The 13,834-nt window shown below is 39.6% G+C and carries 11 protein-coding genes; 10 read left to right on the top strand and 1 reads right to left on the bottom strand.

The annotated features are described in order from the left end of the window. The first annotated feature begins 3 nt into the window (after positions 1-3). Together F0226_RS03960 and F0226_RS03955 are read left to right on the top strand one after the other, a co-directional pair. A complete protein-coding gene (locus F0226_RS03960; protein ID WP_171734425.1) occupies positions 4-936 on the top strand; it encodes an ATP-binding cassette domain-containing protein in 933 nt (310 codons plus the stop codon). Beyond that, on the top strand, positions 933-1,400 hold the full coding sequence (locus tag F0226_RS03955) for a transcriptional regulator (protein ID WP_171734424.1): 468 nt from the start codon (positions 933-935) through the stop codon (positions 1,398-1,400). The genes F0226_RS03960 and F0226_RS03955 overlap by 4 nt, the downstream gene beginning before the upstream one ends. Positions 1,401-1,666: 266 nt before the next feature. Here F0226_RS03955 and F0226_RS03950 read toward each other — a convergent pair whose 3' ends face one another. After that, positions 1,667-3,640: a replication initiator protein RctB domain-containing protein gene (locus tag F0226_RS03950; protein WP_171734423.1), complete on the bottom strand. Its 1,974-nt coding sequence runs from the start codon at positions 3,638-3,640 to the stop codon at positions 1,667-1,669. A 1,245-nt stretch (positions 3,641-4,885) separates the two neighbouring features. On the opposite strand from F0226_RS03950, the gene F0226_RS03945 reads away from it, so the two are divergent. The 8 genes from F0226_RS03945 (at position 4,886) to F0226_RS03910 (ending at position 13,831) form a co-directional block, all read left to right on the top strand. Beyond that, positions 4,886-6,103, top strand: a complete 1,218-nt coding sequence (locus F0226_RS03945; protein WP_171734422.1) for a ParA family protein — start codon at positions 4,886-4,888, stop codon at positions 6,101-6,103. Between the two features lie 7 nt (positions 6,104-6,110). Continuing rightward, positions 6,111-7,085, top strand: a complete 975-nt coding sequence (locus tag F0226_RS03940; protein ID WP_171734421.1) for a ParB/RepB/Spo0J family partition protein — start codon at positions 6,111-6,113, stop codon at positions 7,083-7,085. An 86-nt stretch (positions 7,086-7,171) separates the two neighbouring features. Then, the gene (locus tag F0226_RS03935) at positions 7,172-9,307 is read left to right on the top strand and encodes a GNAT family N-acetyltransferase (RefSeq protein ID WP_171734420.1); all 2,136 of its coding nucleotides are present in this window, start codon (positions 7,172-7,174) and stop codon (positions 9,305-9,307) included. Positions 9,308-9,783: 476 nt separating this feature from the next. Beyond that, entirely contained in the window at positions 9,784-10,047 is a 264-nt protein-coding gene (locus F0226_RS03930) for an STAS domain-containing protein (protein ID WP_171734419.1), read from the top strand. 20 nt (positions 10,048-10,067) lie between these two features. Next, positions 10,068-10,427 carry a response regulator gene (locus F0226_RS03925; protein ID WP_137371807.1) on the top strand — a complete coding sequence of 120 codons (360 nt, stop codon included), beginning with the start codon at positions 10,068-10,070 and terminating at the stop codon, positions 10,425-10,427. Between the two features lie 76 nt (positions 10,428-10,503). Then, positions 10,504-12,759 carry a chemotaxis protein CheA gene (locus F0226_RS03920; protein ID WP_171734418.1) on the top strand — a complete coding sequence of 752 codons (2,256 nt, stop codon included), beginning with the start codon at positions 10,504-10,506 and terminating at the stop codon, positions 12,757-12,759. 99 nt (positions 12,760-12,858) lie between these two features. Next, positions 12,859-13,359, top strand: a complete 501-nt coding sequence (locus F0226_RS03915; RefSeq protein ID WP_253820762.1) for a chemotaxis protein CheW — start codon at positions 12,859-12,861, stop codon at positions 13,357-13,359. A gap of 7 nt (positions 13,360-13,366) precedes the next feature. Beyond that, on the top strand, positions 13,367-13,831 hold the full coding sequence (locus F0226_RS03910) for a chemotaxis protein CheW (RefSeq protein WP_171734416.1): 465 nt from the start codon (positions 13,367-13,369) through the stop codon (positions 13,829-13,831). The last annotated feature ends 3 nt before the right edge of the window (positions 13,832-13,834 follow it).

Here is a 13,834-nt window from a genome sequence, read left to right as displayed (position 1 = left end):
CACATGACGCAACCAATAATGCAAGTTAAAAACCTCGTCAAAGAATTCACAGTCGGCGGCGGATTAGGAAAAGAAGACATATTCAGAGCCCTACATGGTGTTAGTTTCGATCTTTATGCAGGTAAAACTCTGGCTTTGGTCGGTGAGTCTGGCTGTGGAAAAAGTACTTGTGCGCGCTTGATGACCAAAGTCTACCCGCCTACTGAAGGTGAAATTTTATTTGAAGGCAAAGACATTCGTGAATTAAAGAATCGAAAAGACGTACTGGATTACAGAGGAAAAGTACAAATGGTTTTTCAAGACCCATTTGGTTCCCTCAACCCAACTCACACAATAGAACACCACCTAACCAGACCTTTAAAGATTCATAAGCAAGTCAGTGGTAATACACAGTTGCAAGATCGTTTGCTTGAATTACTAAAGCAAGTGGAGTTGCCAAAAGAAACGTTAGCAAAATATCCACATGAATTAAGTGGCGGACAAAGACAGCGTGTGAACTTGGCACGTGCGCTGGCCGTTGGTGCAAAAGTCATACTTGCAGACGAACCAACATCAATGCTCGATGTATCCATCCGATTAGGTGTGCTAAACCTCATGCAACGCATGAAGAAGGACTTAGGGATAGGGTTTCTATACATCACGCACGATCTCGCGACAGCTCACTACATAGCGGAAGAGACCGCTGTAATGTACAAAGGGCAAATTGTCGAGTGGGGTTCAACAGAGTCTATTTTGACGAATCCTCAGCACCCATACACAAAATTACTGATCTCTGCGGTACCCGATCCTGATTTACCATTTGGCGAACTTGTTAAAAATGAACCAAACTATTCAGTAGACGCCGATGTAATTCGAGAACAGAGTGGCGTCGTTCAAGAAAACGTTCATCAAGTTAATGAAAATCACTTTGTTAAACAGTGGGATAATGTCGCATGAATGATCTAGATGCATGGTTAGAAAAGATCGGCGCTTGGTATAAAAACCAGAAGCATGATCAAGTATTAGCATTACAACCTTTGATCTTAAATCCACCAGAAACAGTGTGGGGTCCAAAGATCACAGATCAACAGAGCAAAGGTATTGCTTGCTGGCTTGATGGCTGTTTGCGCTTACATACTTTCTACCTGCATCATGATAGTGAAAAGGCATATCAATACCTCATGTTGGCTTACAGTAAGTTGCAATCTGTCTGTTGTGATCTAATGGCTGAACAAGGCTTGAAAGAATGGTGTGTGAAACGAATACAGCATTTGTGTGTGTTAGCGCTCGAATTCAGCAACCAACAACGAGATATTACTTGGCAAAGAGAATCGGAAAATTTGATCGAATCTCATGTGAAATTCATGTCTTCGATCTCTTGGAACGATGATCAAGTAGCAAGCTCAATAAGATCGCATTAATTGGAAGCATGATCATGGATACCGTGATCATCTTTCATTTTGTCTCTTATGATCATCACCTTGAATTTTAAGCAAAAAAAAGCGAGTTCATTAAGAACTCGCAAAAATCAATTCAGTATGATGTAACAATATGAGCCAATCTATTAATCATCAGAAAGGACAAAAAGGTTGTCTATTCGGGATAAATAATAACCAGCCACTGAGTTTGTAATGTCAGTTCATTGTCAGCGTTATGTTCAATTATCATCAAATCTTGGATTCAGCAGTTAATGACCAATCGCCACTTCATCTAAAGCCAAAAAGACGTTTTCATCGAGATGTCCTTCATAGACTTGCTTACATACTTTACGTCGAACCGCTAAACCTGAAATTAAACGCTCTATAGATAAGTGCTTATTGGTACTTCGGTCATTGTATAGCTCAATCACCTTACTCAAGGTTTCATAACTCAACACTTCACCATCGACTCTCAGCCAATCAAGCTTCTCAACCAGCTCTGAGCATTCATCTTTGATTGAAGCGTGTGAGTGCCCTGTCATTGCAGACAATGCCGTTATACTGCGTTCTAGAGCTTCTGATGACGTATATTTAGATAGAGTAATCATTATTTCATCAGCATTGATTTCAACAGAGTGCTTACGTAATTTAACACGACGTCCTAGCTTTCCTCTTGGCGAAGGCGCTTTACGTTGAATAGGTTCAAATTCACCATCAATAATTTCAGAAAGCTCTTCTAATTTTTGTTTAGAAACCATCTCGTTTCGGAGTGGGTTTGGTAGCGTCGGAGCCATGTTTCGTTTACCCGCATTCGTGGTACGAGCACGAGAATAACGCAATACTTCTTCAACATTACACTTAATGTCCACTTGGTAATCTGTCGCTTTTCCTTTATCGCTCAGGGTATTGATCGTTAAGTGGTAACCCCAAAGGTTAACCTGGAAATGCTCAGCGGTATTTTCCACTTCCCCTAACTTTCTTAACTCTCGAATAAGATCCATAGAAAAACGGCGCCAATCGATATTACGAGCAAGTTTTTGGTTAAGTTCACTTAAAAGCATGCTATCAGAATGACGACGTGCCATACGGCTTCTGAAATAAGAATACATTTGGAAAACAAGTGTATGTTGCTTAAGAATTTCAGGAGGAAATAGGAAGAAATAATCTCTTGTCAGTAACTCTTCATAGAAAGATGGTTCCCAAACCAGGATGTATAGGTTTGGTTTAATGCGTATTTCGCCGTCAGCGCCCTCTGTAGGTGCTTCTTCTGATGCAGTGATAGTACGGGCTAGAAATCTAAAACGATCGCTCTTAAAGCCTTCTGGCATGTTCTCACTTAACCAGCGCCCCGTTAGTTCATGCAATTGAAAATCGGTAAACTCAATACGATCAATACTATCGCGAATTGAATCACGCGCAGGTCCACTGTCTTTTTTACCTCTTAGAGACAAAATATCAGTGATATACAACGGCGTTTTATTCGGAGTGTGCTTAGCGTCTAGGTGATAATCGTCTTGGTGGTGATCGTGATATTGAACCGTCAGCGTAAACAGCGCAAATAACGTCATGAGATCATCAACAGTCATAATATTTTTTGAAGATCGAGTCTCGATCACCGCTCGAGTTCCAGAGATCGAAACCATCGATTTTTGGTAATTTTTACGAGTTCTTGGTGGAGCAAGTGCTTGATCGATGATTCCAGCCCAATTTGTTGGAGAAACAATAAATTGGTCTGCTTCATCTTTCATTGAAGGTGGTGTGTTTAACCCATGTTCAGTTAGTAAACGTTTGTTTACTTGTGTTTGAGCTAATGCTTTCGAGCGTTTTTGTTTTTCTGATTGTTTTACCGATTCAGTGACTAAGCTTGTAGCCCCCAATACAGATATAAGCTGGCTAGGGTTAACAAAACGATGAAGCATGGTTTTACCGGCTAAACCCTCTTCAAATCTAACAGGGTGTTGTTTAAATAAGCCAATGTTTACCGCCGCTCTTAACCGTTGCTGGAGCGCAGCTCGCGTGACTTGTCCATCGGTTGATTCAATTATCTCTGTAGTAGAAACGTAGCCATCTTTGCTACTGAAACCACGTAGTGAAATTAAATTGAGTAATTCTACGATGCTTTTAGTGACACCTTTGAAATGCTGATACTGATCAATCCACTCCACAGCTGCTTCAGAGACTTCAAACAAATGACCATCTTTATGGCTGCGGGCTTTTATTAATAATTTATCTTCAGGTTTCATTGTTGATCCGTATCACACTAGCCGTAATATCACTATAGTTCCTGAAGGATAAAGAAATTTTGATCATAAATAAAGAGAATTTATTGGCTTTTAAATAACTGATCTTTTTGATTAATATGATCTATATTGATTAAGTGATCTAATGATCTGGTTGCGATTTGGGTTGTATCTACCTGTTAATAAAGGGTTTAATTTTTAAGGCTTTGAAAGCATGATCATATAAAGCCCGAAACTATGATCATTTAATATTGAAAGTATGATCACAGATATCTAGAAACATGATCATTAGAGCGGTACAAAGATGATCAAGTAGCACCCGAAAGAATGATCATCTTATGTGAACACGTTATCCACAGCCCAGAAGTATTGGGGAGGTTTTTGGGTGTCTTCGCTCGCGGCATTATGGGAATTCTCTATGGAAGAATGATCACGGCAAAGTGAATTTGGATGAATTTTAGTCACTTAAAGTGTTTTATAAGTAGTTGCGTTACCCTCACTCTTTAATGTATTGAAGTTCCCGTTATTGGTCTGTATTTGGATAAACCTGAAAGCATGATCAGGAAATGAGCTAAATATGTTTTTCTATTATGTTTGTTCATTGGATTTTGGGGCTAGCCTTATAAATAGGACTCAAATGCCCAGTACATCTACGTTTATCCGTAATCTAGACTAAAAATATCATGCTTCCGCTATTTGTTTATCTTGATCATTTTTCCGAAAGTGGATCTTCTTGATATGACGAATCTTAAGATCAATATAAACGCATTTAAACCTTGATCATGTTTCCTGACCTGTCTGTAAATTATTCATTTCTATCATTGTTATCTCTTGATCATTCTTCCACAGTTAGTGGTGTATTTATATACAACGATATGAGTAAATGAATTCAGAGGACAATTTTCGTCTAAGTAGACACCTCGTTATCTTCAATAATTAAAAGTACAATCCAAATCACATTTGCCGTAGTTTATGCATAAATTTCAATCGTTCCGAAGATTATATTTTTTATCATCATTTACATTGTAAATAGGTGATGCTGTAACATTTTTATTATTGTTAACTTTGTCTGGTGTTTACTCTCGTTTTATTAATATATTTGTTCATTATTTCTATCGATTTACACAAACTATCGATTTGTTCGTTTATTTTATGTGATATTGCTCCTGAATGTATGTTCATGTTTTTGTTGGTTTTGGTGTTTATTGCTGTACAATGTGTGCAGGTTAATCATTACGGATATTGGCAATGAAAAGAGAACAAACGATTGAAAATCTCTATCAACTAGCCGAACAGACACAACAGGTTCAGGCTGATCGCATTGAGATTGTTTTAGAAGAGAGAAGTGATGAGCACTTTCCTCCTATGTCTAAAGCTTTAATGGAAACACGTTCGGGTTTAACTCGTCGTAAGTTAGATGATGCGATTAATAAACTTGAAGCTGAAGGTCATCAATTTACTAAGAATAATGCTAACCATTATTCTATTTCTCTTGAAGAAGCACACATGCTTATGGATGCGGCTGGTTTGCCGAAATTCCATGAACGCAAAAAAAATGTTGATCATAAACCGTGGATTATTAACGTACAAAACCAGAAGGGTGGTACAGGTAAATCCATGACTGCGGTTCATCTTGCGGCTTGTCTATCGCTCAATTTGGAAAAGCGTTACCGCATTTGTTTGATTGACTTGGATCCACAAGGGTCACTTCGTTTGTTCTTGAACCCTCAAATTAGTGTATCTGAACACGAAAACATTTATTCAGCTGTCGATATTATGTTGGATAACGTGCCAGAAGGTGAAGACGTTGATATTGAATTCTTACGTAAGAACGTTTTATTACCGACTCAATATCCTAACTTAAAGACAATTTCTGCATTCCCTGAAGATGCGATGTTTAACGCAGAAGCGTGGCAGCATCTTTCTCAAAACCAGTCTTTAGATATTGTTCGTTTATTGAAAGAGAAATTAATTGATAAGATTGCTGATGATTTTGACGTCATCATGATTGATACCGGTCCACACGTTGATCCACTGGTTTGGAATGCAATGTACGCATCTAATGCGTTACTTATTCCATGTGCTGCTAAGCGTTTGGATTGGGCTTCTACGGTTAACTTTTTCCAACATTTACCGACTGTGTATGAAATGTTCCCAGATGACTGGAAAGGTCTAGAGTTTGTTCGACTCATGCCAACCATGTTTGAAGACGACAATAAAAAACAAGTTTCAGTTCTGACTGAGATGAACTATTTATTGGGTGACCAAGTGATGATGGCAACCATACCAAGAAGCCGCGCATTTGAAACGTGTGCCGATACTTACAGTACTGTTTTTGACTTAACAACAAGCGACTTTGAAGGGGGCAAAAAGACACTTGCTACCGCTCAAGATGCTGTTCAAAAAAGTGCTTTAGAACTGGAACGCGTACTTCATAGTAATTGGTCTTCACTAAATCAGGGGTAAGTAACACATGGCAATTAAAACTTCAGACTTAAACGCAAAGCTATTTGGAAAAGCGAATAAGCGTCGTGTTGTGACTCCTCAAGAGGCTCAAACGGCGGCGAAAGAACAGGCTCAAATTATCGAGCTTTCTGTCGCGGGTGAAGACCTAGTTTCGTTTGAGTTGGTGCGTATTCCTGCGGATCAGGTTGCAAACAAAACGGTAGTATTTGAAGAAAATGCCCGTGAACAATCATTTCTAAATGAACATGCATTATCAGATGTTCTTACGACTTTAAAAGAAAGAGGTCAGCAGTATCCAGCTGTCGGTCGTAAGAATAAAGATGGCAAGATTGAGGTACTTGACGGTAGTCGTCGTCGTATGTCTTGTATTCTTGCTGGTAAAGAGTTCTTAATCTATGTTGCTGAAGATATTAATTCAGAGCACGCTAAGTTCCTTTCTGATGTCGCTAATGCTCATAAGCCACTTTCGTTATACGAGAAAGGCAAAGAGATGCAAGCGAAACTCGATAAAGGCGAAGCTGAAGATCAAAAAGCACTCGCTAAAATCTTTCAGTGCAGTGAAGCATTAGTGAGTGGGGCGCTAAAAGCGGCGGCTTTACCACTGGAATTACTGCAAGCTTATCCTAATGTCAGCGATTTGGGTCGCCCAACGATTGTTAAACTGCATAAACAATTTGTCGGTTTAACTGACGAACAGCAAATCGTTTTACTTGATAAGTGTACGGGTTCAGAAGGGTTTGTTTGGCAAAGAAGCGATGCTCAAGGCGTGGCTCGTTTGACAAAAGATGTGACTGAAACGCTCGAAGCTTGGATTTTAGAATTGGTTCCTGCACCTGTGAAAAAATCGTCACCGAAAGTTGATTTGATAAAAGGTCGTGCAAGCTACAGCCGTAAAGGTTCTAATTTGGCTCTTAATCTTAAGAAAGTGGATGATGCGACGATGCAAGATATCTTAGCTTTTGTTGAATCTAAACTCGCTTAACTTTTACTTTTATTTCAAAAAGCCGCGCATGCGGCTTTTTTTATACCTGTGGTAAACTGCATGACAGATAAATCTGGATGCAATTTATGACTACTCAGCCGCTTAATTTCCTTACTGATCTTTCTTCTATCGCGCAGCACAATGACCACCGCTATGGTGTTGTTTTACGTGGCTGCGATATTTGGCAAGATAACGTGATTCAAACTTACTTAGCTCAATATCCTGAATTGAATGTTTTTCAAATTGGAGGTGTAAGTCGGGAAGGAGTGAATCATGTTTCTATTAATAAAGGGCAGCAGCTATTAGGGCGAGAGTGTCAGTTATTGATATGTGATTTCAGGTTTGAGTTTGATGCTAACAGTTTTAGTGCTGCGCTTGGATCCATTATTGGCGGAGGACTTGCGATAATATTACCTCCGGAAAAACAGAAAAAACCTTCTATTGATCAATCTTGGTTAACTCAGCACTTCGATAAATTATTGCAGCTTGATGAAAAACATCCGCCTTCTGATTTACCTAAAAAAAGCATAACAGCAAAAATAGCCGATAAATTTAGCCAACAAAATCACGCCATAGAACTCATTTTGAAAGTGGTGTCTGGTCATCGTAAACGACCACTCGTGCTAACCGCTGATCGCGGGCGTGGTAAAAGTAGCGCGCTTGGTATTGCTACGGCACAACTTCTTTTGATGCGCTCACCATTTAACGTTGTGGTTACCGCTTCCTCAATTAAAGCTGTAGAACCTATTTTTTATCACGCTCTGAATTTATTAAAAGGCGCTGAGAGAGAAGGGAAGGGGACGCTTAAATTTGGTCAGTCGCGAGTCACTTTTATTGCCCCAGATGAGTTGCTTCAATCTAAACCTGATTGTGACTTATTGTTGGTTGATGAAGCGGCTGCTATTCCTATTCCGATGCTAAAAAAAATGGTTGAGAGTTATCACCGTTTAGTCTTTTCAACAACGTTGCATGGCTATGAAGGCAGTGGGAGAGGATTTGGAATAAAGTTCGAATCTTGGCTTTCTAAGGTGAGACCAAATTGGAAAGCTTGCACTATTGAACAGCCAATTCGTTGGAGTGTTAATGACCCACTTGAAAATTGGCTGTTTGATTGTTTTCTTTTGAATGTAGATTTTACCCAAGATAAGCCAGTCGCAGGAAGAGCTAATCATACTCGATTGGAAGATCAGGCAGTAGGTCGTTCACTTGATCCATTTTCTATTCGAGAAAACAACAGTGATAACCTATTAGGAAGTGAAACTCTTTTATGGGAAAAGCTGCCCAAGGAAGACTTTGTTACTCATCCTGAAAAATTAAAACAATGTTTCGCTTTGCTGGTAAGTGCCCATTATCAAACATCACCCAATGACTTAATGCAGATATTGTCTAACGCGTCTGTTGAGCTTTATGCCTTATTTCATGAAAACACTTGTCTAGGGTGTATCTTAACAGTGGAAGAGGGCGGGTTATCATCTGAGGTCATTCAAGATATTCAGCTTGGTAAGCGTCGTCCTAAAGGTCATTTAGCGCCTGCTGTTTTAGCCAATCATTTAGGTTTTGCAGAATCAGCAAGTTCTCGCTGTATTCGAATTATGAGGATTGCCACTCATCCTCGTTATCAAAATCAGGGGTTAGGCAGTTTAATGTTAGATAACCTTTCAAGCTCATTATCCGATGTTGATTACTTTGCAACAAGCTATGGCGCAACGAGTGAATTGGTTAGCTTCTGGAAAAACAATGGATATTCTCCAGTTCATTTAGGGCATCAAAGAGACCAAGCGAGTGGTTGTCATTCTTTACTTATGCTTAAGCCAATACAAAGTAATTCTCAACACTGGATTGGTGATGCTGTTCATGGCTTTGAACAAAACTTCCTTTATTTAGCTTCTAGTTCTTTAGCTTCACTTGAACCTCTAATGGTAAAAGCACTATTACCCAAGTCTTTAGGCCTTAGCCTTTCTGCTTCAGAAGTTCGCTTACTTGAGCACTATGTTCATGGTGGAAACAGTTTTGATAGTGTTGGATATTTGCTAGTGAAAGTCGCCTTATACCTGAATTCGAATGGGAAGGGTGAATTTTCCCTGCTATTAATCGCTAAAGCTATCCAGCAAAAAACTTGGTCCGAGTGTGTTTCTGACTATGGATTTGTTGGACGGAAACAGGCTGAATCTCAAATTCGTTTGGATGTGAAAAATATACTCTGTAATTTACAGTGTAAATAGAACTGGCTCTTACTACTTCAACCAACTAATTCATCCGACTTTACAGTGTAAATTGAACCACCAAATCAATTTACACTGTAAACTTCTACTTCTACTTCTACTTCTACTTCTACTTCTACTTCTATTTCATCAACTCAACTTTGTTCAGTTCAAATCTATTGGTCCTCGCACTATTGAACTAGGGTTAAAAATAATTGACGAATTGCTAATGATAATTTCATTTTTTTAACTCAGTGTTTCTGTTTGAAATTAATTTCCATACATTCCTTAAGTAAATGCTTAAAGATAATTACTCGTGTTTGATTTGATAAATGAATATTCCAACCTACACTGAATAATAAGAGACAAGTTTCAAAGGTTAATACTTAAGTTTGCTGGCTAGAACTTAGGTTTGAAGGCGTTCTAAAACTTGCAGAAAAGCACCCGATTTTAATGTTCACTAGGTTTTATGAACTCCAGTTTCGAAAGGGATACATATGGAATATGTACTGGAAGAGTCCTTAGAGATTTCAACAGTTCTCAATTCGAAAGAAAAATATCTACAATGGCTTACTCACAATGAATCAATATCCATTGATGCCTCGAAAGTGACACGTGTCGATACTGCAGGTTTACAAGCTTTAGCTTCTCTGTTTGTATCCGCTAAACACGTAGGGGTAGATATTCGAATAGAGAATGAATCTGAAATATTGAATGACTCAATTGCTTTGCTCGATCTCAAAGCTCAGTTTTACTCGTAAATGGATGTTGAGGGTTTCAAATGAAGAAAATTTTAGCAGTAGACGATTCAGTATCAATTCGCCAGATGGTCAGCCATACATTGAAAGATGCAGGCTATGATGTTGAGACAGCGAATGACGGAAGTGATGCTTTACGAAAATCGAAAACTACAAAGTATGATGTTGTTATCTCCGATGTAAACATGCCTATTATGGGTGGCTTTGATCTTGTTCGAGCTATTCGAGGTATTCCCCAATATAAATTCATTCCAATTCTCATGTTAACGACGGAAACCAGTGTGGAAAAAAAGCAGGAAGGAAAATCTGCTGGCGCCACCGGTTGGTTAGTGAAACCGTTTAACCCAGAGACATTACTGAAAACACTGAAGCGAGTGCTCTAGCTTTTAGTTTTTAGTTTTAGAAAAACCAATTCAGTAGTAACAAAGATAATCGTGCTCACTCAGGGTAGGGACAGTTATGGCTTTAGATATGGACCAGCTACGTAAAATGTTCTACGAAGAATGTTGCGAGAACTTAGAAGTGCTCGAAGAAATTCTTTTAGATCTTGAACCTGAGACCGTCGATATTGAAACCATTAACACTATCTTTAGAGCTGCTCATTCTATTAAGGGGGGAGCGGCAACTTTCAATCTATTTGATATAAGCGAATTCACTCATTCGGTAGAAGCTTATTTAGATAAAGTCAGAAACGATGAATTGCAATTAACAAAGCAAACGGTCGATGTTCTGCTTAGAAGTTGTGATTGCATTAAAGCCATGTTGGAAGGGCATGAAGACAAAGTCGATGTTGATTTAAATTTTAAAGAATCAGTCAGCAATGAACTCAGTTGTTTGCTTCGTTCTGAAAAAGAATCATCAGTTTCTGAAGATAGTCATTTAGATGGTGAGACAGCGAGAGCACTCGATAACTCAGTAAGTGACAATAATGATGAAGTGAAAGCAAGCTGGAGAGTCCTCTTTGTCCCACATTCAGATTTGTTCTTCAGTGGTAACGACCCGCTGAGAATTATAAGAGAACTAAAAGACCTCGATTCAGAAATCGTGATAACCAATACCCAACTCGACCTACCAGATTTAGCAGAACTCGAAGCGGAGCTGTGTTACTTGAGTTGGAGGTTTGAATTAAATGGTGAGATACAAGAAGAGGATATTGTCGAAGTATTCGAATGGGTAGAAGATGAATGTGACCTGACTATTGTAAGACACACTTCTGCTAATGATGATAAAGAAACCCAGCAGTTAAATTCGTTTCATACCGACTCAAGTGAAACATCCCTAACTTCAACAGAAGCTGCCTCCCCCATTACAGGTGCAGAAACAGAAATAATGCCTGTAGATACTGCGTCATCAACTATCGATACCCCAACGCGGTCTAAAGAATCCAATGTGTCGTCTAGTGAGACTACTCAAACCGCGACAGAAGCAAAGCCTTGTTCTACCAATGCTAAAGATCCTCAGCCGAAACCGATTCAGACTAAGCCGAGTAAATCAGATTCTGGTGTGAGCTCTATTCGCGTTGATATCGATAAAGTGGATGGGTTGATAAATCTGGTTGGTGAGCTTGTTATTACTCAATCAATGCTGACTGAAATCGGTAATGATTTTACGGTTGATAAGCTTGAGAAGCTAAAAGCAGGATTAGACCAACTCTTACAAAACAGTAAAGACTTGCAAGAGAATGTACTTAACATTCGTATGTTGCCTATGAGTTTTGCGTTTAGTCGTTTTCCTCGCTTAGTAAGAGACTTGTCTGGTCGTTTAGAAAAACAAGTCGACCTTCAAATCATTGGTGAAAATACAGAGCTGGATAAAACCGTACTCGAAAGGATTGTCGACCCGCTTGTACACCTTGTTCGAAATGGTATTGATCATGGAATCGAGATCCCCAAGCTCCGTCAAGAAAACGGTAAGGCAGAAATGGGTGTTATTAAACTCACTGCTTTTCACCAAGGTGGAGCGATCATTGTAGAAGTGGAAGACGATGGCGCAGGGATCGATTGCGATAGGTTATGGAATAAAGCGGTAGAAAAAGGTGTCGTCGTCAGTGACGCTCGCCGAGAGGAGATGACAGATAAGCAAGTATTAAACTTAATCTTTGCCCCTGGCTTTTCAACGGCTGACGAAGTGTCCGATATTTCTGGGCGCGGTGTGGGTATGGATGTTGTGAAAAGAAATATTGAAGAGCTCGGTGGGCACATTGAAGTTGAATCTGAATTAGGTAAGGGCAGTAAATTCACTATTAGCTTACCTCTCACGCTCGCCATTCTTGATGGTCAACTTGTCAAAGTTGGCGGTGAAGTTTATGTCATCCCACTTCTTACCATTATTGAATCTATCCAAATTGATACTCAATGCGTAAAGCATGCGTCAGGTGGTGTGGAGCTATACCGACTACGAGATGAAAACATTCCGATCTTACGATTACAAGAAGAGTTCGGTATGGGGGAGAGTGGCGATCTTCATAATCGAATTCTCTGCTTTGTTGAAGCGGCAGGCAACCGAGTTGGTTTACTTCTTGATGAGCTGCTCGATCAGCAGCAAGTGGTCATTAAAAGTTTAGAGTCTAATTACAACAAGGTGCCTGGCATCTCTGGTGCCACCATTTTAGGCGATGGTTCGGTCTCTCTCATTCTCGATATCCAAGGTTTGATTACCTCGTTCTTAGATAAAGCTTCAGATAATAAAGTGAATAAAGGTGGAATTGCGGCTTAGTGTGTGCTTTTTCATAAGCCATAAGCCATAAGCCATAAGCAAAGCAAAGCAAAGCAAGGAGCAAGTATGGAGCAACAAGTCGTGGTTGATTCATCTGATATGTCGACACACGTGATGAATGCTGAAATCAGTGAAAATGCCGATTTTCTCAGTTTTTGTTTGGCTAACGAATTGTATGGCGTCGTCATTCAAGATGTTGAAGAAATTAGAGTGTGGGAAAGACCTACTCCAATTCCACGTTCTCCAAGCTTTGTGAAAGGAGTGATAAACCTGAGAGGAATGATTGTTCCTATTGTTGATTTGCGATCTCGTTTTGGAATAGGAACTTGTGACTATCTGCCGACCACTGTTGTTTTAGTTTTACGTTCCCAATATGACGAAAGTGAAAAGTTGATGGGGCTAGTTGTGGATGCTGTTTCTGATGTGGTGAGCCAAGGTGATAACGAACTTTATCCCGCGGTAGGACAGTCCCCAATCAATCCATTTATTCAAGGTTTATTGAATGTTGATGACCAAGTGATGTCTCTGCTCGATACCACAGAACTGCTTAATATCGACCTCATCTTAAAACACAGTAACCAGACACTTCCGCGAGGGTAAGGAAACCATGGCTGCAGAAGAGTATTTAAGTTTTATTTTGGAACATGAAGAGTACGCCGTGCCTATTTTGGATGTACGTGAAGTGCGTGGGTGGAGTGACGTTCGGAGTGTGCCTAACTCACCCAGTTATTTAAAAGGAGTGCTTGAAATAAGAGGGGAGTATATACCGATTGTTGATCTACGAATGCGATTCAATTTAACGCCTTCTGTAATCAACAACACAACGGTGGTTATTGTGTTGAATGATGAGCAAAAACATCCTTTGGGCATCATTGTTGATGCGGTGGCTGAAGTGTACACATTCGAACCTACCGCCATTAAACCTGCTCCATATATGTCTGTCACGGTTGATGAAAGTTACATCAAAGGCATTGCATCAGAAGCCAATGGGCATCTTATTATAATAAATCTTGAAGCTCTATTTGATGTAAACGAGCTCAATTCAACGACAGTAGAAGAAGCGCTAATGTGAGGT

The organism is Vibrio sp. 99-70-13A1, assembly GCF_013114625.1.
GTDB lineage: Bacteria > Pseudomonadota > Gammaproteobacteria > Enterobacterales > Vibrionaceae > Vibrio.
The sequence above is the reverse complement of the archived record's forward strand: the minus strand, read 5'-3'. Positions and strand labels throughout refer to the sequence as shown.

Coding starts and splice junctions, on each gene's coding strand:
- F0226_RS03920 (WP_171734418.1), top strand. CDS start 10,504: ATGGCTTTAGATATGGACCAGCTACGTAAAATGTTCTACGAAGAATGT.
- F0226_RS03935 (WP_171734420.1), top strand. CDS start 7,172: ATGACTACTCAGCCGCTTAATTTCCTTACTGATCTTTCTTCTATCGCG.
- F0226_RS03930 (WP_171734419.1), top strand. CDS start 9,784: ATGGAATATGTACTGGAAGAGTCCTTAGAGATTTCAACAGTTCTCAAT.
- F0226_RS03925 (WP_137371807.1), top strand. CDS start 10,068: ATGAAGAAAATTTTAGCAGTAGACGATTCAGTATCAATTCGCCAGATG.
- F0226_RS03960 (WP_171734425.1), top strand. CDS start 4: ATGACGCAACCAATAATGCAAGTTAAAAACCTCGTCAAAGAATTCACA.
- F0226_RS03910 (WP_171734416.1), top strand. CDS start 13,367: ATGGCTGCAGAAGAGTATTTAAGTTTTATTTTGGAACATGAAGAGTAC.
- F0226_RS03955 (WP_171734424.1), top strand. CDS start 933: ATGAATGATCTAGATGCATGGTTAGAAAAGATCGGCGCTTGGTATAAA.
- F0226_RS03915 (WP_253820762.1), top strand. CDS start 12,859: ATGTCGACACACGTGATGAATGCTGAAATCAGTGAAAATGCCGATTTT.
- F0226_RS03950 (WP_171734423.1), bottom strand. CDS start 3,640: ATGAAACCTGAAGATAAATTATTAATAAAAGCCCGCAGCCATAAAGAT.
- F0226_RS03945 (WP_171734422.1), top strand. CDS start 4,886: ATGAAAAGAGAACAAACGATTGAAAATCTCTATCAACTAGCCGAACAG.
- F0226_RS03940 (WP_171734421.1), top strand. CDS start 6,111: ATGGCAATTAAAACTTCAGACTTAAACGCAAAGCTATTTGGAAAAGCG.